Source organism: Slackia sp. (genome assembly GCF_977041755.1).
Map to the genome: position 1 here is coordinate 1 of NZ_CDRRGL010000018.1, position 22438 is coordinate 22438.

Annotated in this window: 17 protein-coding genes and 1 tRNA gene; 12 read left to right on the forward strand and 6 right to left on the reverse strand. The window is 57.0% G+C overall.

From position 1 onward, the window contains the following. A partial coding sequence (locus tag ACWI8T_RS02805) for an MFS transporter (protein ID WP_449137866.1) occupies nucleotides 1-854 on the forward strand: 854 nt, incomplete at its 5' end. A gap of 287 nt (nucleotides 855-1141) precedes the next feature. Here the strand turns inward: ACWI8T_RS02805 and ACWI8T_RS02810 are convergent. Both ACWI8T_RS02810 and ACWI8T_RS02815 read right to left on the reverse strand, forming a co-directional pair. Then, nucleotides 1142-2038 carry a LysR family transcriptional regulator gene (locus tag ACWI8T_RS02810; RefSeq protein ID WP_281668383.1) on the reverse strand — a complete coding sequence of 299 codons (897 nt, stop codon included), beginning with the start codon at nucleotides 2036-2038 and terminating at the stop codon, nucleotides 1142-1144. Between the two features lie 198 nt (nucleotides 2039-2236). Continuing rightward, nucleotides 2237-3436: an acyl-CoA dehydrogenase family protein gene (locus tag ACWI8T_RS02815; protein ID WP_288484360.1), complete on the reverse strand. Its 1200-nt coding sequence runs from the start codon at nucleotides 3434-3436 to the stop codon at nucleotides 2237-2239. A 309-nt stretch (nucleotides 3437-3745) separates the two neighbouring features. Between ACWI8T_RS02815 and ACWI8T_RS02820 the strand changes: the two genes are divergently transcribed. Continuing rightward, entirely contained in the window at nucleotides 3746-4708 is a 963-nt protein-coding gene (locus ACWI8T_RS02820) for a LysR family transcriptional regulator (protein ID WP_281668385.1), read from the forward strand. 60 nt (nucleotides 4709-4768) lie between these two features. On the opposite strand, the gene ACWI8T_RS02825 is transcribed toward ACWI8T_RS02820, so the two are convergent. From ACWI8T_RS02825 to ACWI8T_RS02840, 4 genes are all read right to left on the reverse strand, one after another. Then, nucleotides 4769-5356 carry a hypothetical protein gene (locus tag ACWI8T_RS02825; protein ID WP_337425973.1) on the reverse strand — a complete coding sequence of 196 codons (588 nt, stop codon included), beginning with the start codon at nucleotides 5354-5356 and terminating at the stop codon, nucleotides 4769-4771. 161 nt (nucleotides 5357-5517) lie between these two features. Next, nucleotides 5518-7158 carry a medium-chain fatty-acid--CoA ligase gene (gene fadK / locus ACWI8T_RS02830; protein ID WP_419073432.1) on the reverse strand — a complete coding sequence of 547 codons (1641 nt, stop codon included), beginning with the start codon at nucleotides 7156-7158 and terminating at the stop codon, nucleotides 5518-5520. Between the two features lie 99 nt (nucleotides 7159-7257). Then, complete coding sequence (locus ACWI8T_RS02835; RefSeq protein WP_449137867.1) at nucleotides 7258-8496, reverse strand: CaiB/BaiF CoA transferase family protein; 1239 nt, start codon at nucleotides 8494-8496, stop codon at nucleotides 7258-7260. A gap of 177 nt (nucleotides 8497-8673) precedes the next feature. Beyond that, a complete protein-coding gene (locus ACWI8T_RS02840) occupies nucleotides 8674-9861 on the reverse strand; it encodes an acyl-CoA dehydrogenase family protein (RefSeq protein ID WP_114614998.1) in 1188 nt (395 codons plus the stop codon). 608 nt (nucleotides 9862-10469) lie between these two features. Here ACWI8T_RS02840 and ACWI8T_RS02845 point away from each other — a divergent pair. The 10 genes from ACWI8T_RS02845 (at nucleotide 10470) to ACWI8T_RS02890 (ending at nucleotide 22349) form a co-directional block, all read left to right on the forward strand. Beyond that, nucleotides 10470-10943 (forward strand): ribosome maturation factor RimP, encoded by a 474-nt coding sequence (locus tag ACWI8T_RS02845; RefSeq protein WP_114614999.1) that lies wholly within the window; start codon nucleotides 10470-10472, stop codon nucleotides 10941-10943. Between the two features lie 95 nt (nucleotides 10944-11038). Beyond that, nucleotides 11039-12244, forward strand: coding sequence for a transcription termination factor NusA (nusA, locus tag ACWI8T_RS02850; RefSeq protein WP_181861858.1), 1206 nt, complete (start codon nucleotides 11039-11041; stop codon nucleotides 12242-12244). 30 nt (nucleotides 12245-12274) lie between these two features. Further along, nucleotides 12275-15040: a translation initiation factor IF-2 gene (gene infB, locus ACWI8T_RS02855; protein ID WP_449137868.1), complete on the forward strand. Its 2766-nt coding sequence runs from the start codon at nucleotides 12275-12277 to the stop codon at nucleotides 15038-15040. Between the two features lie 298 nt (nucleotides 15041-15338). Beyond that, nucleotides 15339-15767, forward strand: coding sequence for a 30S ribosome-binding factor RbfA (rbfA, locus tag ACWI8T_RS02860; protein WP_114615001.1), 429 nt, complete (start codon nucleotides 15339-15341; stop codon nucleotides 15765-15767). A gap of 4 nt (nucleotides 15768-15771) precedes the next feature. Further along, nucleotides 15772-16779 (forward strand): DHH family phosphoesterase, encoded by a 1008-nt coding sequence (locus ACWI8T_RS02865; RefSeq protein ID WP_449137869.1) that lies wholly within the window; start codon nucleotides 15772-15774, stop codon nucleotides 16777-16779. Further along, nucleotides 16776-17786, forward strand: a complete 1011-nt coding sequence (gene truB, locus ACWI8T_RS02870) for a tRNA pseudouridine(55) synthase TruB (protein ID WP_449137870.1) — start codon at nucleotides 16776-16778, stop codon at nucleotides 17784-17786. The genes ACWI8T_RS02865 and truB overlap by 4 nt, the downstream gene beginning before the upstream one ends. Beyond that, nucleotides 17770-18690 (forward strand): riboflavin biosynthesis protein RibF, encoded by a 921-nt coding sequence (gene ribF, locus ACWI8T_RS02875; RefSeq protein WP_123219354.1) that lies wholly within the window; start codon nucleotides 17770-17772, stop codon nucleotides 18688-18690. Before truB ends, ribF begins: the two co-directional genes overlap by 17 nt. Nucleotides 18691-18972: 282 nt before the next feature. Then, nucleotides 18973-20829 (forward strand): DNA primase, encoded by a 1857-nt coding sequence (gene dnaG / locus ACWI8T_RS02880; RefSeq protein ID WP_449137871.1) that lies wholly within the window; start codon nucleotides 18973-18975, stop codon nucleotides 20827-20829. Between the two features lie 128 nt (nucleotides 20830-20957). Beyond that, nucleotides 20958-22139 carry an RNA polymerase sigma factor RpoD gene (gene rpoD, locus ACWI8T_RS02885; protein ID WP_114615006.1) on the forward strand — a complete coding sequence of 394 codons (1182 nt, stop codon included), beginning with the start codon at nucleotides 20958-20960 and terminating at the stop codon, nucleotides 22137-22139. A gap of 135 nt (nucleotides 22140-22274) precedes the next feature. Next, nucleotides 22275-22349 (forward strand) — tRNA-Ile (locus ACWI8T_RS02890). Nucleotides 22350-22438: the final 89 nt, after the last annotated feature.

Genomic DNA, 22438 nt, shown 5'->3' on the forward strand with positions numbered 1-22438 from the left:
GGTTCAACCAGAAGTCCGGTACTATCATCGGCGCTTGCATGGCATTCACCGGCATTGGTGGCGCTATCTGGCTGCAGGTCTTCAATGCGCTCATCGCTTCTGGCATGGACGTGTGGACCATCTACATGATTTGGGGCATCGCCGCTCTCGTGACTTCTCTGCCGTTCACGCTGCTGTGCATCCGCTCCACCCCTGAAGAGGCTGGCTGCCTGCCCTATGGCAAGCCCCAGACTGCTTCTGGCAAGCCCGCTGGCATCGACGCCAGCAAGGCCATGAAGTCCGTTGCCTTCTACGCGGTCTTCCTGCTCGCCGGCATCATCAACCTGCTCACCATCGTTGCTCAGCAGTTCCCGAAGTACACCAAGTCGCTCGACGACGGCACCGGCACCTTCATCGCCGTTGGCGTTACCATGGCAACCGTCATGATGGCTTCTCAGGCTATCTGCAAGCTCGCCTTGGGCGTGTGCGCCGACAAGAACTCCAAGCTCAGCTTCTTCGCGGCTTGCGCTTGCGGCATCCTCGGCGTCCTGCTCGTGTGGTTCGGCACCGGCTCCGCTATGATTCTGTACGCTGGCTCCGCTGTGTACGGCTTCTTCTTCGCCAGCTGCGTCGTTCTGGTTCCCATCTTGGTTCGCCAGCTCTTCGGCCAGCGTGAGTACCCCCAGATTTACTCCCGCGTCTCCATGTTCGTGAACATCGTTGGCGCTGTGGGCGCTCCCTTCTGGGCCTTCTTCGGCGACATGAGCTACAGCATCCTGTTCACCGTCGCTATCGTGCTCATGGTTGTGGTTCTGCTGCTCGGCATCTTCTGCTTCGGCAAGATGAAAGGCCTGCAGGCCGACTGGACCGAATAACATTCGCTCCAATCTATAGCTCTTGAAAAGGGTCGCGCTCGAAAGGGTGCGGCCCTTTTTTTTCGAATGAATTCGATGTGTGATTTCCTGTTGCTCGAAAAAGCCAGGAATAGGGGTTTTCGACACTCAAGAATTCGAGCCGTCAGCCGCCTTGGCATTGCCTGCGATTGACGGCTCGAATTCTTGAGTGTGGGCGACGCGTTGCGGCTCTAGTTGATGACGGCCCTACGGGATTTCGTTCGTGGCGTCGTATGTTGTAGGGAGGGCGTTGATTTCTCAACCAGCGATTACCGTTTGCTGTCCCATTCGAAAGATCGGGTGAACTCGATGAAGTTCTCAACGGCGCGCGTTTTATATGCGGCGGTTTTAAAGGCGAGGCATACCGTGTGGAAGTCGTCGTCGACTTCTGGTAGCCGTTTGGTGATGAGCTCGCGGAAAGGGGCGAGCCCAATGGTGTCGAGCGCGAGGCCGATGGTGCCCGGTGTGCTTTCCACCATGCTTCCTAAGGTGATCTCATCATTCGCATATGTGCGCGTTGCGCTCAGCCCATGCGTTGTCATGAGCGCGGAAACCTCGGCGCCAATCGGCGTTGTGGGCGGGTAGGTGATGATGTCTCTTCCGCGCAGCGAATCGAGCGTGAGATTTTTCGACCACGCAAGCTTGTCGGAGCGGTGCACGACCGCCACGAGCCGCTGGGTAAGCACGGGCACAAAAGTGAGATCGGGCTTGCTGTCGACGTAGGCCGTGAAGGCGAGCTCGTAGCGGTTGCTCTCGAGGTCTTCCAACAGAGGTTGCGTGAGGCCCTGGAAAACGTTGACCTGCGCGTCTTTTCCGTATTGGTCGCGATAGCCTTTAATAAGTGATGGGAGGTAGTCGCTCTGGATGGTGTAAATCGCTCCAATGTCGATGCTTCCTGTTGGCGACCCTGCGTGCTCGTGAGCCAGCGCGATGCCCTTTTCAAGCGCGTTCACCGCTTCGGTGGCGTATTGGTAGAACTCTTCTCCATATTTCGTGAGCTTGATTTTGCGCCCTTCGCGCTCGAAGAGGGGAATGCCCAATTCGCGTTCGAGCTGCGATATGGAGTTGGAAAGCGTCGGCTGCGATATGAACAGCTCTTCCGCGGCATGAGTGTAGTGCTTCACTTCAGCGAGTTTGCGGAAGTAATACAGCTGCGAAAGGTTCATGACGCTCCATTCTTAGGGTTTTGAGCTGCGAATATTGTACCCCAGGTCATCTTCGGGCTTTCCGCGCGAAGTGAAAATGCCCCAAAACGCGAAACAGCCGCCCCGAAGGACGGCTGCTCGCACAAGCTTTTAAGGTAAGCGCTCGGCTTCCGAAGGAATTATGCGCTCACGCGCTGCAAAGTCGAGTGAAGCGAAGGTTTAGTCGAAGGTGTATTCGATCTTGCCGCCATGGTTCTGGCATTCGCGTGCGATGGTGATGCGCTGTACGCAGGGGGCGCCTTCCTCGAGCCACATAGCGCGGCAGTCGCGGTAGAGACGCTCGGTGGGGCCATAGGGGCAATCCTCGAAGTAGCCGTCGCCGCCGAAGATCTCGAGCATTTCGTCAGAGACAAGCTTCACGGTGTCGATAGAGAACAGCTTGCAGATAGCAGCCTTCTCGGTGACGTACTCGTTGTGCGGATCTTTGTTGAAGTCGCGAGCGAAGTCGTAGATTGCACAACGCAGAACATGGATCATCTTCTGCATATCGGCGATCTTGGCCTTGATCATCTGGCGGGAAGCAATCGGCTTGCCGAAGGTCACGCGATCGTTGGCGCGCTTGAGGGAAATTTCGAGCATGCGCTGGGACATGCCGAGGTTCGACATAGCGATGTGCACGCGGGAAACGGAAAGCGAGTGAATCGCGATTTCCATGCCCTGGCCCTCTTCGCCAAGCAGGTACTTCGGGTCAAGCACGAGGTTGGTGAACTTCAGACCCGCATGGCCAGCGCCACGGCAGCCCATCATGTGAGGCATGGGGACAATTTCGAAGCCAGGAGCATCGTTGGGAACCAGGAAGCCTGAAAGGCGAGTGTCCTTGTCGTCATCGGGGTTGGTAACGGCGATGACGTAGGTGTAATCGGAGCAGTCGGTGTGGGAGATGAGCCACTTCTCGCCGTTCAGAACATAGTTTCCGTCGGCGTCTTTGATGGCGGTGGTGTGAAGGTCAGCGCCGGTGCCGCCGGTCTGCTCGGTAATGGCGAAGTTGCAGTAGACGGTCTTGTCCTGGAACTTGTTCATGAGCTCGGCCTTGACTTCGGGCGTGCCGTAGTCGTCGAGGATGCGCCAGTTCATATCGGCAGCGTGATGCAGGTGCATGCGCATGCCGCCAGGACCGCGGGAGAACTCTTCCTGAACACGCAGAATCTCGAGCTCGTCGAGGTCCCATCCGCCGTACTCAGAGGGGAGATAGAAACGATACAAATCGTTCTTCTTTGCGAGTTCGTAGAACTCTTCGGGGAAGGTGTTGGTGACTTCGACTTCCTTCTGAATCTCTTCGAAGGGGCCTTCGACCAGTTCGCGAATCTGCTTCAGATATGCCTCGAACTGCTCGTCGGTAATTTTGGCATTGGGATTCATGAAACCTCCTCTAGTCGCATGACAATCCGTGTTTCCTCCGGAGCTCATCGCTCCTTATGCCTTGTATTATGCGAGCGGGGTAAAAGGAAGTCCAATTCATTCGTTTTGCGTATTTGAACACGTATTATTTAAAAAACAAATAATACCTTTCAGTGTTCTTTAAGGACCTCATCAGGTAGGATGAAAGTCAATGTGCTGAGTCGTTGTTCGGCCATGAAATTGAACCGTCGATATACCTGTTTGTTTCATATAATGAACGAGATGCGCTATGCGCAAAGGGGATGTTCGCTTGGAAGGAAGGGGATAACAGTGAACCTGTCGCAGCTGTATTATTTCCGCAAGCTTTCCGAATTGCAGCACTATACCAAGGCCGCTAAGGAGCTTTATATCACGCAGCCTGCGTTATCTGACGCCATTCGTTCTCTTGAGAAGGAACTCGGCGTTCCGCTGTTTCAGCGCGAGGGGCGCAACGTGAAGCTTACGCGCTACGGCAAAGAGTTCTCGGCCTATGTGCACGATGCATTGCGCGAGCTTGATAAGGGCATTGCGATTATGCATGAGTACACGGGTAAGCTCGCGGGCGAGTTGGCTGTAGGTGCGTTGTATACCATCACGGGCGATTATCTGCCGGCGCTCATTCGTGCCTATCACGACAACTTCGGTGAAGCGGTAAAGTTCCGCGTATCGCAAGGTTTCTCGCTCGATCTTATTGAAGGCTTGAAAGACGATAAATATGACGTTATTTTCGCCGCCAAGAAGGAAGGCGAGTCGAGCCTTTGTTTCGAACCCGCAGTTGCCCATCAGCTTGTCGTTGCGGTAAGCAAGCAAAGCCCGCTTGCATTCCGTCGCGTGCTGCAGCTTGAAGACTTGAAGGGCATGCAAGTGTATACCTATCGCACGGGAACTCCCATTGGCGATGAGGTCGATAAACTCGTGACCCGTTATGGCCTTCAGGTTCATCAAGATTACGATGACGAAATCACGATGGGCGGCATGATTTCCATGGCGCCGCCGAATTACTGCGCGTTGCTCACGAATACTATTGGCTTGAAGCCGTTCAACAACCTTGCCGTTATCGCGATTGACGAAAACGAAGTCCCGCGCGAGTTCCATTCCGTGTACATGGTGTACAAGAAGGAAGAATTCAAGAACCGCGCTCTCGAGAGCTTTATCGATTTCACTGGAGGGTTTGTATGCCCCAAAGGCGTGCTTCCCGATACCGATAATCAAGATTCGGGTCCTGCATCTCCTCCATCGGACATCATTATGTAAAACGAAAACAACCGGCCACATGGCCGGTTGTTTTTTTCGATAGGGGATTGTTCTTTCGTCCTATTTGATCTGGTCCATGTTGAGCATCGAGATGCGATCCATGCTCATGCGCACGATTCCAAGACCTTTGATATTTGCGTAGAACACGAATCCGCTCTTGCAGCGGAACGCGCATTCTTCGCAGGGAATCTTATTGCAATACGCAAATGCATCTTCATCGGCGAGGGCGAACAGCAAAGGCGGGAATTTCTTCGGCATCACGTATTTCAACTGCATGCCCGTAAACGTTTTCAGAGCAACCCAGGTGATTTGGTATTTCGTTTTGTCGGCAATCTTCCATTTGAAGTACACGGCATTGTTGTTGAAGCCGCCGCTGATCTGGTAATCGAGTTCAATGCCTTCGGGCAGATCTTCGACTTCAATGAAACCAATGGGGTCGTTGTTGGATTCGACGGCATCGTTAAGATGCGCGTAGGGGGGTTCTCCCACAAGCGTTCGACCCGTGCCGGTATACACTGCGTCAGCGTCGCCCGAAAGGGCGACGAGTGTATTGCCGTCTTTGTCGGTGAAGAAAGGCATATCGGCATCGGTTACGCGCGGCTTCCATGTGGCCCTTGTGCGCGTGATGGTGTACTTTTGTTCAATCATGGTTCCCCCTTAATACGCTGATCGACCTGCTTGTTTTGAAGGGCGTCGGTCGTGCTCATCCTGCAAAACAAGAAGGCCAATTTTGAAAATGCCTGCAGCTGCGGACGTCAGCTGCAGGCATTTTATCGTGCGTTCCCATGCATGGAAAGCATGGCTTTGCGTTATTGGTCGATGCCCATACGGCGTTTGACCTCGCGCGCAAGTTCGAAGCGCTTGATTTTGCCCGTAGGCGTGCGTGGAATGGCGTCGATAGTTTCGATGCGTTCGGGCCACAGACGCTTAGCCACGCCCTTGCTTGCAAGGTACTCCGTAAGGTCGTGCAAGCAAAGTTCCTCGGTAACGCCGGGGGCGGGCACGGCGAAAAGGCAAATGCGCTCTCCCAGGCGATCGTCGGGCATGCCGACGGTTGCCTGATCGCAGATATCTTCCCAGTCCATCACGTTGTCGTCGACTTCACGTGCGGAAATGTTCTCACCGCCGCGAATGATGATTTCTTTCTTTCGACCATTGATACGCACGCGCTCTTCTTCGTCAATCGTGCATAAATCGCCAGAATAGAACCAGCCTTCATCGTCAAGCGCTTCATTGGTGCGTTCGGAATCGTTGAGGTAGCCGCAGAACATGTGGGGACCACGGCTTGCTTCTTCGCCTTGAACGCCACAAGCGACTTCGTTGCGGAATTCGTCAACGACCTTTACCTCGATGCCGGGGTAGGCAATGCCCGAGAATCGGCCATCCCATTCGAGACACTTGTCGCGCGGGACGCGCAGGTGGGGACAGCTTTCGGTCGAGCCATAGAGTTCGCACAGAAGGAAGCCGTGCTCGGCCGCGCGTTCGATGAGCGTGCTGGGCACAGGAGCGCCGCCGCACAAATAGAAACGCAGGCTCGGAATTGCCGTGCCGTTTTCCTCCATTGCGCCAATAAGGTCATGCACGAACGGCGTGGCGCCACACGACCACGTGACATGCTCGCGATTAATGAGCTCGATGGCCTCGGCTGCTTTGAAATGCAGCTGAAGAACGCAGCGGCTGCCGGTAAGCATAGGCGAGATGAGCCCATGGTAGAAACCGGTCGCATGGTTGAGAGGCGACGGCATCCACATTACGTCATCGGGGGTAAGATCCAAATCAGCGGTGTAGGAGCGTTCCGAGAATAGGATATTGTTATGCGTGAACATGGCCTGCTTCGGTTTGCCCGTTGTGCCTGAGGTTGACAGAATGCAGCACACGTCGTCGGAATGGGCGGGGCAGGGCCCATCGAATTCCGAATAACCGCTGAGCACTTTGCTCAGCGTGACGGCATTTTCATCGTGTGCGGGGAATTCTTTATCAAGCAGCAGCACAGCCTTAAGCGATCCAAGCTTGCTTTCGATTCCATGGTATTGATTCTCGTAATCAGTTTTGTGGAAGAACGTAGGGCATATATATACGACCGATTGCACCTTATTGATGACGTAATCGATGTCGTTTGCGCTCAAATTCGTTGCAAGCGGGTGCATAACGGCACCCACCTTAAGGCAGGCCAGATAAATAATGCAGAAATCTGCCCATTTGGGCACTTGAAAGGAAACGACGTCGCCATTTTGCACGCCGACTTCCTTCAGCCACGATGCGAGCTTGCGTGCGCCGGTGTCAACCTGCTTATACGTAAGCTTCGTGCCCAGATCGTCTTGCACATAGGTGCGGTCGCCATATTTCTCGCACTGCTCATCCCAGACGTCTGCGATAGTCTTGTCTCCCCAATAGCCACGCTCGTAATAGAGTTTTTTCAGGGCTTCGTTGATTTTGACGTCGGTGATCATGAATTGATCCCTCCATGTGAAAAAGAAGAAGGGAGCGAGACGTATCTCGCCCCCTTCTCGAAAAAGCGATGCGCTTTAATCTCCCTTGGCGAGATGGGCTTACTTGCCCTGCAGGACTGCCAAATCGACGGGGCCGGAAACGGCGCCCTCTTCCTCGGCGGCCTTGATCTCGTCCTCGGAGTAGCCGAGTTCCTTCATGACGTCGGCAGTGGCAGAGCCAAGCTTGCCGCCCGGGATAAGGTCGTCGGTCTCGCCGAGCTCGAACTGAACAGGGGCAGTCGGGCACCAGCGCGGGCCATCGGGATAGGGAACAGCCTTGATGTACTCGTTGATGAGCGCGTTCTGGTCCTCATAGATGTCGGTCGGGGTCTGCGCAGGCTCGCACGGCATGTCGTTCTCGGAGAACATCTTCAGCAGCTCTTCGCGAGTGAACTGGGCAAAGCCGTCGTCAAGAATCTTGACGACCTCAGGAGCGAGGCCCTTGTCATTGACGGTCTGGCAGCACTTGTAATCGGGGTGATCGGCAAGCTCGTCGCGACCGATGAGGTGCATGACGCGCGGCCAGTCGCGGTCGTACTCGGGCAGGCACAGAACAACCCACTTCTGATCCTTGGAGCGGAAGACGTTGTTCAGCGGGTTGTTGACCTCGAGACGGCTCTTCGGGTACGGGTTGCCGTACTGGGCGGAAATCATGCCCGTAGCGAGCGTGTAGATGCCAGCATGCTGCAGAGCGCAGGTGACGTAGTCGCCTTCGCCGGTCTTCTCGCGGCCCTGGAGTGCGGCAAGGATACCAGCAACCAAGAACACGGAGCACTGGTAGTCGCCGTAGCCGTTGGTCGGAATCATGGGGGAGTCGCCCTTGTTAACCGTGGTGCCGAAAACGCCGCCGCGGCCCATGTAGCAGGTAACGTCGAAGCCTGCAGCGTCCTTTTCGGGGCCCTTCTTGCCATAGCCAAGGCCGTGGCCCATGATCAGGCGCGGGAACTTCTCGTGCAGGGATTCCCAGTCGAGGCCCATCTTGGCCAGAGACTTGGTGCGGGTGTTGGTGATGAAGACGTCAGCTTCCGCGAGGAGCTTCATCATGACCTCGAGGCCCTTTTCGGTCTTGAGGTTCAAAGCGACGAAGCGCTTGTGGAAGTTGGCCACGTCGAACGCGAGGTTCTCTTCGTCGCTGGAGGGCATGCCGAAAACGACAGCCTGGTTGACGCGGCAGGGATCGCCCTTGAATGCCTCAACCTTGATGACATCGGCACCCCATTCGCCGAGGATGCGGCCCGTGGTCGGGGTCGCAAGGAAGGTGGTGAGGTCAACGACTTTAAGACCCTTGAGTGGTTGCATGCTTTCCTCCTTGTTGAAATATGCAATATCCGGTTTCCCGGTTCTATGGTCCGGGAGCTCCGGACGCATTTCGTGGCGATTTCGCAAAAAAGAAAAGGGGGCCATCCACCTAAGGCAGACGACCCTCCTTTCATGAGTGAATTTGTTCTTGTGCGATCGACGCCTTCAAAAGGGTGATTACAGCTGGTACTCGACCTTGCCGCCGAACTTCTGGCAGTTGCGGGCAATGGTGATGCGCTGAACGTTGGGAGCACCCTCTTCGAGCCACATAGCGCGAGCGTCGCGGTAGAGGCGCTCGGTCGGGCCATACGGGCTGTCCTCGAAGTAGCCGTCGCCACCGAAGATCTCCAGCATGCCGTCGGAGACGATACGGGTGGAGTAGATGGAGAACAGCTTGCACATAGCGGCCTTCTCCTCGATGTACTTGCCGTTAGGATCGGCGTCGTACTCGCGGCCGAAGTCGTAAACCATGCAACGCAGAGCATGGGTGTACATCTGCATCTCAGCGATCTCGCGCTTGATCATCTGACGGGAAGCGATCGGCTTGCCGAAGGTGATGCGGTCGTTAGCGCGGGCGAGAGACATCTCGAGCATACGCTGGCACATACCGAGGTTAGAAGCAGCGATGTGAGCACGGGAAACAGACAGGGAGTGGATAGCAATTTCCATGCCCTGGCCCTCTTTGCCGAGCAGGTACTTCTTGTCAAGCTTCATGTTGGTGAACTTGAGGCCGGTGTGAGCAGCACCGCGAGCGCCCATCATGTGGGGCATCGGGGTAACTTCGTAGCCCGGGGTGTCAACGGGGACGAAGAAAGCGGAGAGACGCTCGTCGCCCTGCTTGGTGGGATCGGTCACAGCGATGACGTAAGCGAATTCGCAGCAGTCGGTGTGAGAGATGAGCCACTTCTCGCCGTTGAGGATGTAGTCGCCATTCTCGTCCTTCTCAGCGGTGGTGTGGATGTCAGCACCGGTGCCGCCGGACTGCTCGGTCAGAGCAAAGCAGGTGAAGATGGTCTTGTCCTGGAACTTGTCCATGTACTGGGCCTTGAGCTCGTCCGAACCGTAGTCGTCGAGAATGCGCCAGTTCAGGTCAGCAGCATAGTGCAGGTGCATACGCATGCCGCCAGGACCACGGGAGAACTGCTCCTGAACGCGCAGGATGTCGAGCTCCGAAAGATCCCATCCACCGTACTCAGCGGGGAGAGCGAAACGATACAGGTCGTTTTCCTTGGCCAGCTCGTAGAACTTCTCGGGGAAGACGTTCGTCACCTCGATCTCGGGCTGCATCTCCTCGAACGGACCCTCTGCGAGCTCCTTGATTTGCTCGAGATATGCGTCGAACTGCTCCTTGGACAATTTGCTCATGTGAACCCTCCTTAAGGTTACCTAAGCGCTTACCTTGAACTTCGGCTCCAGTGCTTTTGCTCTCTCGCCTCCGTTCAGCTTGTGCTCATATTGTGCACCGCTCGTGGGGAAAAATCTAATTAATAGAAATACCAAAACTGTTTTGAATCCATAAGTCGCACCTATACATAGGTGTCAAAGTGGGTGCTTTTATGTGTGGGCATAAGGAAATACCGTCTAAAACAGGGGATAAATATCCGAAAAAGAGAGGTAGAAATACCCACAGAATAGCGAAACTGTTGGTTAACGTTTTTTTAATCATAAGCGGAACTAGGGTAATTGATAGTAATAGCTTATCGAAGTTGGAAGTTTCGTTGCTTGACAGATGCGAAAGTCGTGATACGCGTGCGCGCGTTCAATTAAATGGGAAGAATGAACGTTCATGATTTTGCCGTGAATGAGCCTTGCGTACCCGCAGGTGACTGTGATATAAAAAGACCACGCACTCGGGCGTAGCCCTTGTGCATTACAACTTTTTCGTCATTGTGAGAAAGTGGGGCCTGGTCCCGCTTTCTTTTTTGTATAGGGGAGTTTCGCCCTTGCGCGAAACCGTTCGAAAGGAGGCATCGATGCTCACCGCCAAAGAGAAGAGCCTGCTTGCGGCTTTGGAACCGCGTGCGGCGTCTGAAGGCGTCGAGGTTGTGACCGTCGAAATCGTCGGCAGCCGCAAAGCCCCCACGATTCGCGTGTATCTCGATACCGCAAAGGGCATTTCGTTCGATGAGATCACGGCCGCCCAAGTGTGGGTGAACGAAATCATGGACGAGATCGATCCGTTTCCGGGCGCATATACCTTAGAGGTTAGCTCACCCGGCATCGACCGCCCGCTGCGCACGCCCGAGCACTTTGAGCGTTTTGCCGGCGATGAAGCCTATGTGGTCACGAATGGCCCCATTGAAGGCCGAAGCCGTTTTACGGGCACGCTCGCGGGCTTTAACGCCGAAACCGAATGCGTGCTGCTCGATGTCGATGGCGCGCGCTGTGACATTCCGCTCGCCGACATCAAGAAGGCGCATGTGAAAGGCGTCGTCGAATTCCGCTAATCGAACCTTTCTTTATATAAAGGAAAGGTTGCCTACCATACGAATTTGCACCGAGAGGGCGCATATGCGCCTTATTGAGAAGAGGAAGGAAGACAATGGCATCCCAGCTTATGGAGGCCCTGCAGGCCTTGGCGCACGAGAAGAAGATCGACGAGTTCTATCTTATCGAGCGTCTTGAGGCGTCGCTTGCCAAGAGCTACCAGAACATTCTTGACCTTGAGTGGGACGCTCGCGTCACCATCGACCGCACCACGGGCAAGATCTATGTCTACGAGCTCGTTCCGGTTGGCGAGCCTGACGAGGAGACCGGTGAATACGCCGAGTTTGAAGAGCGCGACGTTACTCCCGAAGGCGTGAGCCGCATCGCCGCTCAGAATGCAAAGGGCGTTATCGCCGCCATGGTTCGCGAAGCGGGCCGTCAGAGCATTTACGAAGAGTTCAGCGACCGCGTGGGCGACATCGTGACTGCCACCGTGCTTCAGGCGACGCCCGACTTCACCATCGTGAAGATTCGCGATGGCGTTGAGGCGGAACTTCCGCATTACGACCAGAAGCGCAACCCCAACGAGCGCAACGAGCGTCCGATGGGTGAGCACTATCGCCACAACCAGCGCATTAAGGTGCTCATCATCGATGTGCGCGACCCCAACTCGCTTGAGCCGCGCACTCGTGGCGAAGCGGCCCGTCCCGCTATCGTCGTTTCTCGTACGCACCCCGACCTCATTCGTCGTCTTTTCGAACTCGAAGTGCCTGAAATTTATGACGGTATGGTCGAAATCAAATCCATCGCCCGCGAGCCCGGCGCCCGCTCTAAGGTCGCCGTCGCAAGCCGCGAGCCCAACCTCGATCCGGTTGGCGCGTGCGTTGGCCCCAAGGGCTCTCGCGTGCGCATGGTTGTCGAAGAGCTTCGCAACGAGCGCGTTGACGTCATTCAGTGGGATGAAGATCCCGCGAAGTACGTCGCTCAGGCTTTGAGCCCCGCTCGCGTGAACCGCGTCATCATCGACGAGGATAAAAACTACGCCACCGTCATCGTCCCCGACGATCAGTTGTCGCTCGCCATTGGCAAGGAAGGCCAAAATGCCCGCCTTGCTGCACGCTTGACCGGCTGGCACATCGACATTAAATCGGCAAGTTTCAACGCTTCTGCACCCGTACATGAAGAGAATCTCTTGCTCGACGAGGAAGAGGACGTTGAAGAAGGCGAATTCTGCGCATATGTCGCTGAAGACGGTACCCCTTGCCGCAACCATGCACGTCCTGGAAGCCGTTTCTGCGGCGTCCATGCCGACTGCGAATAGCATCGCAGGAGAGGAGACTAGGAGAACCATATGGCCAGCATGAGAGTTCATGAGTTGGCGAAGGAATTCGGCATGGACAGCAAGGTGCTGCTCTCTCGCATTCAAGATCTCAAGATCGCCGCGAAGAGCCACGCAAGCGTCCTTTCCGAGGCCAACGTAGAAAAAATCCGCGAGGCGCTCGCCCCCGAGCTTGGCGCCAAGGCAGCTGCGGGCATGGATGCCGAAGCAGCCGCTAAGGCCCAGGCCGAAAAGGCTGCCGCCGACGAGAAGAAGGCCGAAGAGGAGCGCGCACGTCGTGCCGCTGTCGAGCGCGAACGTGAGCTTCGTGCCGAGGAACGCGCTCGTCGTGAGCATAATTCTGCAGCTAAGGGCGAGGCTTCCGCTGCAGCCGCTTCCGCCAAGCAGACCAAGCGTCCGCCTGCGCCTGCGGTGAATTCGGGCCTTTCGAGCTTGGCCCGCCAGATTGAAGAGCAGAAGGCTGCTGCCGAGCATCGTCGCAAGAAGGCCGCGCAAGACGCGCGCGCCGCGAAACTCGCTGCCGAGGTCGCCAAGAAGAAGGCTGTTGCCGAAGCCTTGGCGAACCGCGGTGCGAAAAAGCCTGCCGCCAAACCCGCTGCCGAGCGTCGCCCGAAGCCCGCACCGACCGCCGCGCCGCGCAAATCTTCCTTCGACTCGCTGCTTTCGCAGATTGAGGCTGAGAAGAACCGCCTTACCGCCGAGAAGGCAGCTCGTCCGTCTCGCAACGGCAACGCCGCTTCTGGCAATAAGAAAAATGCCAAGGGCGCTGGTAAGCGTGGGGGCCACCATTTTGAGCCTGACGTTCCTGAGCTTTCCAACAATGGCGAAGATCGTTACGCCCAAATGGCCGTTCAGGCCGAGAAGATGCAGCGCGACAAGGTGCTCGCCGAGGCGCGTGCCGCCGTTGCTGCCGCATCGAATAACGAGGGCGAAGGCCGTCGTAAGAAGCGTAAGGAAAAGCGCGAGGCCGCTCAGCGTGAGCGCATTGCCCAGGAGGCAATGGAGCGTGGCATCGATCCCAGCCTGATGCTCGATGAAAATATCGTCGAGGTCATGCAGGGTTCCACCGTGGGCGAATTCGCCGACTTGCTCGGCGTACCCTCGGGCGACGTAATCAAGCGCCTGTTCCTGCTCGGCCAGGCCCTTACCGTCACCCAGACCATGAGCGACGAGCTTATCGAGCTCATCGCCGACGATATGGGCCGCAAGGTGCGCATCGTGTCTCCTGAAGAGGAATTCGCCGTCGTGTACAACGACAAGGAAGAAGACCTCAAGCCTCGTCCTCCCGTGGTTACCGTTATGGGCCACGTCGACCACGGCAAAACGTCGTTGCTCGACGCCATTCGCCACACCGGCGTCGCGTCGGGTGAGGCTGGCGGCATTACGCAGCACATCGGTGCTTCGGTCGTTAACATCAATGGTCGCCAGATTACCTTCATCGACACCCCGGGCCACGAGGCATTTACCGCCATGCGTGCTCGCGGCGCCCAGGTAACCGACGTTATCGTTTTGGTGGTTGCTGCCGACGACGGCGTTATGCCGCAGACCATTGAGGCCATCAACCATGCTAAGGCTGCAAATGTGCCTATCGTGGTTGCCGTGAATAAAATCGACAAACCTGGTGCGCAGCCCGACCGCGTGCGCCAAGAGCTCGTCGAGTATGGAGTCATCCCCGAAGAGTGGGGTGGTTCCAACATGTTCGTGAACGTTTCCGCGAAGCAGAAGCTCGGCATCGACGACCTGCTCGAGACCATCATCCTTCAGGCAGATGTGCTTGAACTCAAGGCCAACCCCGATGCTTTGGCTTCCGGCTTCGTTATCGAAGCGAACCTCGACAAGGGTCGCGGCCCGGTTGCTACCGTGCTCGTGCAGCGCGGTACGCTCAAGCCTGGTGATTCCGTTGTCGCTGGCGAGAGCTACGGTCGTGTTCGCGCGCTTATCGACCCGCACGGCAATCATGCCAAGCAGGCCACGCCTTCCGATCCTGTCGAGATCTTGGGCCTGTCGAGCGTTCCTACCGCGGGCGACGAGTTCCGCGTATTCGAAGATGAGCGCGATGCTCGCAAGCTCGCTGAAGAGCGTGCGATGCGTGCTCGCCTGAAGGAGCAGCAGACCAAGAGCCATATGAGCCTCGATGACCTCTTCAATCGCATCGAAGAGGGCACGACCGAGCTCAACCTGGTCGTCAAGGCCGACGTTCAGGGCTCCATCGAAGCGCTGCGCGATGCGTTTGAGAAAATGGACCAGTCCGAGGTCAAGATCCAAATCATTCACTCTGCCGTGGGTGGCGTGACCGAGACCGACGTAACGCTGGCCGCCGCGTCCGACGCAATCATCATCGGCTTCAACGTGCGTCCGACCGCAGGTGCGCGTAAGGCTGCCGAGCATGAGAAGGTCGACATTCGCCTGTATCGCGTTATCTACCAGGCGATTGAAGACATCAACGCAGCTCGTATCGGTATGCTGGCGCCTGAATTCGTCGATAAAGACACCGGTTCTGCCGAGGTCCGCGACGTGTTCCGCGTTCCGAAGGTCGGCAATATTGCCGGCTGCTACATCACCGAGGGCGAAATCTCCCGCGATGACAAGGTGCGCGTTGTTCGTGACTCCAAGGTCATCTACGAGGGCAAGATTTCCTCGCTGCGCCGCTTCAAAGACGATGTCAAGTCGGTCAAGCAGGGCTACGAGTGCGGCATTGGTGTCGACGGCTACCAAGACATTAAGGTCGGCGACGTTATCGAGGGCTATCGCACCGAAGAGGTCGAGCGCACCGAGTAACTTCAAAGCTTCGGCCTGACAGCCAATGCCCATGGTCGACGCTGCACGGCAAAGAGACTGCGCATTTTGGGCTCAACCTTCGGTTCGTGGGCGTAAGTTCACGTCGCTTCGGCTTAGCCAAAATTGCGCTTGCCTCGGCGCCGCTCGCTTGCCTGCACTTTGAAGCGAGTTGGCGTTTTGTCCATATTGAATTTAATGCGACGCGGTTAACGCAATGCCGGTTTTCGGCATTGCGTTTCCTGCGTTTGAACCTTCCTTACGCGGCCTTGAAAAGCGCTGCGAGAAAGGGTGATTCCACATGAAACAGAACTCTTCGAGCCGAAAGCTCAACGAACAAGCGCGCGAAGTGCTCGCGCATATTCTGTTGTTCGAGGTAAGCGACCCTCGCCTCGACATGGTTACTATCACGGGCTGCGAAGTGAGCTTCGACCGCAGCATGTGCAATGTGTACTACACCGTTGATCCGAGCCGTTATGAAGACGCCGCCGCAGGCTTCGCCGCCGCTTATGGCCGCATTCGTTCGCTCATGGGGCGCGCCTTGCATTGGCGAGTGACTCCTGAGCTGCGTTTTATGCTTGACGCGAGCGTTGACGAGGCACAGCGTATCGCCGAGGCTCTTGCGGGCGATGCTGGGCGCAACGAAGAAAGCGCGCGCAAAAATGCCGACTTCGACGATTCGGTATACCATCGCGACGGCGAAGACGACGATTTCGAAGACGAGGAGTAGCGGCATGGCAACTACTCCGCAAACCAATGTGACGCTTGCGGAATTCGCCGAAGCCCTTGATCGCTTCGAGAGTTTTGCCTTGTGCGGGCATGTGAGCCCCGATGGTGACTGCTTGGGCTCGCAACTTGCGCTCGCGCATGCCTTGCGCGCCAAGGGCAAGCGTGCGGTGTGCCTGCTTGCGCACGACGATGCCGTGGATAAGAGCTTCCTCTTCCTTCCCGGGGCGAACGAATTGATTCCCGCGTGCGAATTCGAGAGCGACGTCGACGCGTTCATCGCAGTTGACGTGCCCAATCTTGAGCGTTTGGGCGATGCGGCTCGCGTTCATGAAAGCGCGGGTGCGCATTTCACGCTCGATCACCATGCGGTTGAAAGCTGCATGGCGGAATACAATTACGTTGACCCCGATGCGCCGGCAACGGGCATGCTTGCGTGGCGCCTTATTGGCGAAATGGGAGTTGAGCCCACGTTCGAGATGGCTCAGTGTTGCTATTTGGCCCTGATGACCGATACGGGGCGCTTTCAGTTCCAGAACACCACTCCTGAAGCGTTTGCGCTTGCGGGCGAAATGGTGTCGGCTGGTGCGCGGCCCGAAGAATGCTCGCAAGAGATTTATCAGCGCCGCAGCGCCGCCTCGCTTGGCCTTGAAGGCGTCATGCTTTCGAACATGCAGGTTGCTTCGTCGGGCGAGTGGGCGCTTTCGTATGCGCGTCTCGACGATTTCGAGCGCCTGGGCGCGGTAAAGGCCGATGCTGAGCCCCTTATCGACGTGCTTCGCTCGCTCGACGGCATTCGGGTCGCCTGCATGCTGCGCGAGCAGGAAGACGTGGTGCGTGGAAGCCTTCGTGCCAAGGGCGACGGCATCGATGTGGCCGCGCTCGCGCGCGAAATAGGGGGAGGCGGCCATAAGGCGGCTGCTGGATTCACCTATAAAGGCAGCATCGATGACGCCTTGGCCGAAATACCTGCTTTGCTCGATGGGCTGTTTGCGGGCGGTGAAGGCAAGGAATGAAGCGTGGAGATTCCGGCATGTGCCTCGTCGTGGGCGTCGACAAGCCTGAGGGCAAAAGCTCGCACGACGTGGTGAATGCCTGCCGCCGCATTTTCGGTGAACGCCGCGTGGGCCACACGGGTACGCTCGATCCTTTGGCGACGGGTGCGCTTGTGGTGTGCATTGGACCTGCGACCAGGCTTGATGCCTATATGGTTGGGCACGACAAAACGTATGACGTGCGCATTTCGTTTGGCGCTGCCACCGATACCGACGACAAGCTCGGCGAAGTGATTCGCACGCTCGACGTTCCCGCGCAGGTGTGCGATCCTGAGTTCGCGCAGGTGATATTGAGCGGATTTGTGGGCAAGCAGAAGCAAATGCCTCCTGCATATTCCGCAATCAAAAAAGGCGGCGTGAAGGCGTGCGACGCGGCGCGAAAAGGCAATGTGATTGCGCTTGAGCCGCGCGATATTGAGGTCTATTCGGCTGAATTGCTTGATTTGGAGCGCGATCCGCGCGCCGATAGCATTTGGTGGGATGTGCGCTTCTCGGTGTCGAAGGGCACATATATTCGCGCGCTCGCTCGTGACGTGGGCGCGGCATGCGAAACGTGCGCTCATGTCGAAACGCTGCGCCGCACGCGAGCTGGCGTGCTTGATGTGGAAGACTGCCTGTCGCTCGACGCCTTGGAACGCTACGGCGTCGAGGCTGCGATCGATCCAGTCTTCCTTCTTGAAAGCCGTATGGCGTTTCTGGACGATGGGGCGTATGCCGATGTGTGCAATGGCAAGCCGCTTCGCGCGTCGGAGCTTTCCGTATATGAAGCGCCGCACCGTTTTGATGCCGACGATTGCGGTCCGCGGCGATGCGCCGTGCCTGCGACGAGTCCGCTTCACGATGGCGAGCTCGTGTGCTTGGTGTATGGCAACGATTTGAAGGCACTCTACGCCTTCGACGCGAAAACTGGTAAAGTTTCGCCTAAGTGTGTGTTCTCGCAAGGAGTTACGCGTGGCAAAAGTCTATAAGGTCGACGAAACATTCGACCACACATTGTTTATTGGCGCTTCGTGCGCGTTCGGCGTGTTCGACGGTGTGCATCGGGGCCATAGGTTCCTTATCGACCAGGCGAAGCGCACCGCTGCAGAAAGCGGCGGCAAGTCGATTGCCCTCACTTTCGACATCGACCCCGATGAGCGTTTTCATGCTGATCGCCTGAAGAAACTCATGACCAACGAGCAGCGTGTGAAAGCGCTTGCCGATACAGGAGTCGACTGCGTCGTGGTTTTACCGTTCACTCCGGCATTTTCTGCTCAGTCGCCTATGGCTTTCATGGATGCGACGTTCGGTGGATGCGCGCCGTATGCGATGCACGTGGGCACCGATTTCCGTTTTGGCGCGAAAGCGGCAGGTACTGTTTCCGAGTTGCATGAGTGGGGCGATTCGCGTGGAACGCGTATTTGCTCGCATGATCTGGAGAGCTTCGATGGGCGTCCCATCACCGCTACGCGCATCCGCCTTCTTTTGGGCGATTGCAAGGTTGCGGCGGCGATTGAGCTTTTGGGCCACCCGTATACGTTCGAAGGCGTGGTGCAGCAGGGCCGCGGCCAAGGCAACGATATGGGCTTTGCTACGGCGAATTTGCAGCTGCCCGCGATGATGCAGGTGCTCGGCGAGGCCGTATACGCTGCTTATGTCACCGTCGACGGCGTGCGGTATAAATCGGCGATGAGCGTGGGGGTTGCGCCTACGTTTGCCGACGCGACCGCGACGTGCGAAGCGCATATCCTCGATTTCGACGGAAAAATCTACGGGGATACGATCAAAGTTGAGCCGGTTGAATTCCTTCGTCCGATGATCAAGTTCGACTCGGTCGATGAGCTCATTGCAACCGTCAAGGGCAATATTGAATGGGTGAGGGAAAACCTCTAGGCGCATGCGCGTCATGGACGATTGCCTTTGGACCTGTTTTCGCGGCTGCTGGGCGGGAGCCTGGCGCTGGCCCGACCGAAGTGCCCGCGAGGCTACCGCTCGCTTTCGGCTCGCTTTGCGCCTCGCTCCGGTTTCCCGTTTTGAAAGATATGAGAAACCGAGCACTTCCGTCGGGCCAGCGCCAGGCTGTTCAGCTCGTGCGGAATCTATCGAATCAAGGGATTCGCTCCGCAAGCGGTTCTTCTTGTTGAAGGGCAAGCGGTGGGATGGAAAGGGAACGTTTTGGCAGGAATTCCGGAAGATGATATTCGCCGCGTGCGCGAGGCGAGCGATCTGGTCTCCATTGCGGGGGAGCGGGTCGTTCTGCGTCAGCGTGGCCGCGATTTCTGGGGTTGCTGCCCGTTCCATAACGAGAAATCCCCCTCGTTCAAAATCGATCCGTCGACGCAGTTGTGGCATTGCTTCGGCTGCGGCGAAGGCGGAGACGTTTTCAGCTTCGTGATGAAGCTCGACGATATCGGCTTTGTCGATGCCGTGCGCGAGCTTGCGCGCCGTGCGGGCATTCAAATTACCGAAGCGCCTGGCGCCGCTATGAACCGCGGCAAGAAGGCACGCTTAAAAGAGGTGTGCAACGCCTCTGCCGAATTCTTCCACACCCAGCTTATGCGCGGGCGCGGCCCGAAGGTCGACGAGGCGCGCTCCTATTTGGCGGGGCGTGATTTGGGCGGAGAGGTGCCGAAGAAGTGGCAGCTCGGTTTTGCTCCAGGGTCGGGCTCCCTCGTCGCATACCTCGGCTCGAAGGGCTTCAAGGCGAAGGAAATGATCGAGGCCAACGTGGCCGTCGAGGGGCGAGGAGGCGCTCGTGACCGCTTCTTCGACCGCATTATGTTCCCCATTCGCGATGTCGATGGCGACGTGATTGCGTTCGGCGGACGCGTGGTGGGCAAGGGCGAGCCGAAGTACCTCAATTCGCAGGAAACTCCCATCTTCCACAAATCGGAAGTGCTTTTTGGCCTCGATAAGGCCAAGGCGGCTATGGCGTCGACCGGCGTTGCCATTATCTGCGAAGGCTATACCGATGTCATCATGATGCATGAGGCCGGCGTGACCAACGTGGTCGCTACGTTGGGTACCGCGCTTACCGTGCAGCATATTCGCGTGCTGTCGCGGCATGCCAAGCACAAGATCGTGTACCTGTTTGACGGCGACGAGGCTGGTCAGCGCGCAGCCGATCGCGCGGCGCGATTCATTGACGAAAGCATGCTCCCCGAAGCAGGCCGCAAGCAGGTTGACTTGTGCGCCGTCACGCTTCCCGATAACCTCGACCCGGCCGATTTCGTGGTGCAACGTGGAGGCGAAGCCATTCAGGAGCTCATCGATAACGCGGTGCCGCTTCTTCGTTACGCGATCGATCGCAAGCTTCGCGGCCGTAATCTCGTTGATTTCGGCGAAAAAGGCAGGGCACTCACCGAAGTGCTCGAACTTTTGGCACCCATCAAACATTCGGTGCTCGCGCAGGAGTATGCGGGCTATATCGCCGATTGCTTGCAGCTCGATGTGAATGCGGTGGTCGAAAAGCTTGCCGCGACGCGCGAGACCCGCCAATTCGAGCCTTCGCAGGCATCGACTGGTGCGGTGGCGCTCGCGCCTCGCACGCCCAAAGTCGCATTGCCTCCGCGCGAGAAGGAGCGCCTGCGCATCGAGCGCGATTTCTTGTCGCTGTGCGCAAGCGAACCTTCGATCGGTTTGGCATATGCGGGCGCGTTGGCGCAAACGGTGTGGCATCGCGACATTCACGGTCAAATCGCTACGCAACTGCTCGACGTGCTTGCTGAAGACGCTGCGGCGCCGGCGGCGGAAATCGTGCGTCGACTCGAGGAGTCCATTCCTGGGGCGGCATCGGTTATTTCCGGTTCAAGCACGCACGACGATCGCGAGCCAGGCGAGCTCGCGCGCTTTTTCTCCGAAGAGCTCGCGATTCGCGATATGGAAGACCTCATTCGCGAGATGAACGCGCAACTCAAGCGCCCGCAAGATATGTCGGCTGACGACTACAATCTCGTGTTCGAGAGCGTGGTGGCTATGCAGAAGGAACTTGCTGCGGCGAAGCTCGCGCATAAGCCGTTCGGAATCGAATAGCGACCCGAAGAGTCTCATTTTGCGGAAATCATGCGGTGAATCCCGCACAAACATAGGGAAAAGTGATAAGCTAATGAGCTGTATCTTTAGGGCTCCTATGCCCTTTTCACGGCGAAAGGATAGCATCTGTGTCTGCTGCCAAAACTAATGCGACCGTAGAGAAGAATAAAACCAAGAAACCCGTCGATGACGTCGCGCTTCCCGCTGACGATGTCATCGAAGATGAAAAAGACGAATCGCTCGAAGACGAGGATTTGCTTGAAGGCATCCCCGAGGAAGAGCTGAAAGCCGTTGAGTCGAGCGCTGTTGCCGCTCTGCCCAAGGTGAACTCCACCCGCGCTCGTGCACGCGCTCGCCGTCGTTCCACCGATGCCTCGGTTACCATGCTCACGGGCGACCCCGTGCGTATGTACCTTAAAGAAATCGGCAAGGTTCCGCTGCTGACCGCCGCGGAAGAAATCGACCTCGCCATGAAAATCGAGGCCGGTGTTGCCGCCACTGCCGAGCTCGAGAAGGCTGAAGAAGAAGGCATTGAGCTTGAGCGTCGCGAGAAGCGCCGCCTGTCCCGCGTTGAGCAGGTAGGCCTCGATGCCAAGCAGCAGCTTATTGAAGCTAACCTGCGTCTCGTCGTTTCTATCGCGAAGCGTTACGTGGGCCGCGGCATGCTGTTCCTCGATCTTATCCAGGAAGGCAACCTGGGCCTTATTCGCGCCGTCGAGAAGTTCGACTACACGAAGGGCTTCAAGTTCTCCACGTACGCCACGTGGTGGATTCGTCAGGCTATTACGCGCGCTATCGCCGACCAGGCGCGCACCATTCGTATTCCCGTGCACATGGTCGAAACCATCAACAAGCTCGTGCGCATTCAGCGCCAGCTGCTCCAAGAGCTCGGTCGCGACCCTTCGCCGGAAGAAATTGGCGAGAAAATGGGCCTGACCGCCGAACGCGTGCGCGAAATCCAGAAAATCAGCCAGGAGCCGGTTTCTCTCGAGACGCCTATCGGCGAAGAGGAAGACTCTCAGCTGGGCGACTTCATTGAAGACGACGCGGCTATCGTGCCTCCTGACGCTGCGAGCTTCTCGATGCTCCAAGAGCAGCTTTCCAAGGTGCTTGACGGTTTGGCCGAACGTGAGCGCAAGGTTATTAGCCTGCGCTTCGGCTTGGAAGATGGCCACCCGCATACGCTCGAGGAAGTGGGCCGCGAATTTGGCGTTACCCGCGAGCGTATTCGCCAAATTGAGAGCAAAACGCTTGCAAAGCTGCGCCATCCGAGCCGCTCTTCCAAGTTGAAGGATTATCTGGAAGATTAGTCGTTGCATATTGCGTTGCGCCCAATGCTTCTTTTCGTCATTGGGCGTGATGCTTTCAATGTGCCGTTAGAATACTACGCCGCTCAAGAGTGTTTTACGCTACAATAAGCGAGCTGCATGTGCGGCTATACAGAAGGGCCTGTAGCTCAACGGTGGAGCAGGGGACTCATAATCCTTTGGTTCTCGGTTCGAATCCGGGCGGGCCCACCACAAAACACCTGGTCGGAAGTCATTTTTGACTTCCGACTTTTTCTTTTTCAGGCCCAAAAATCGGCCTATGGGCAAATCATGGGCAAATA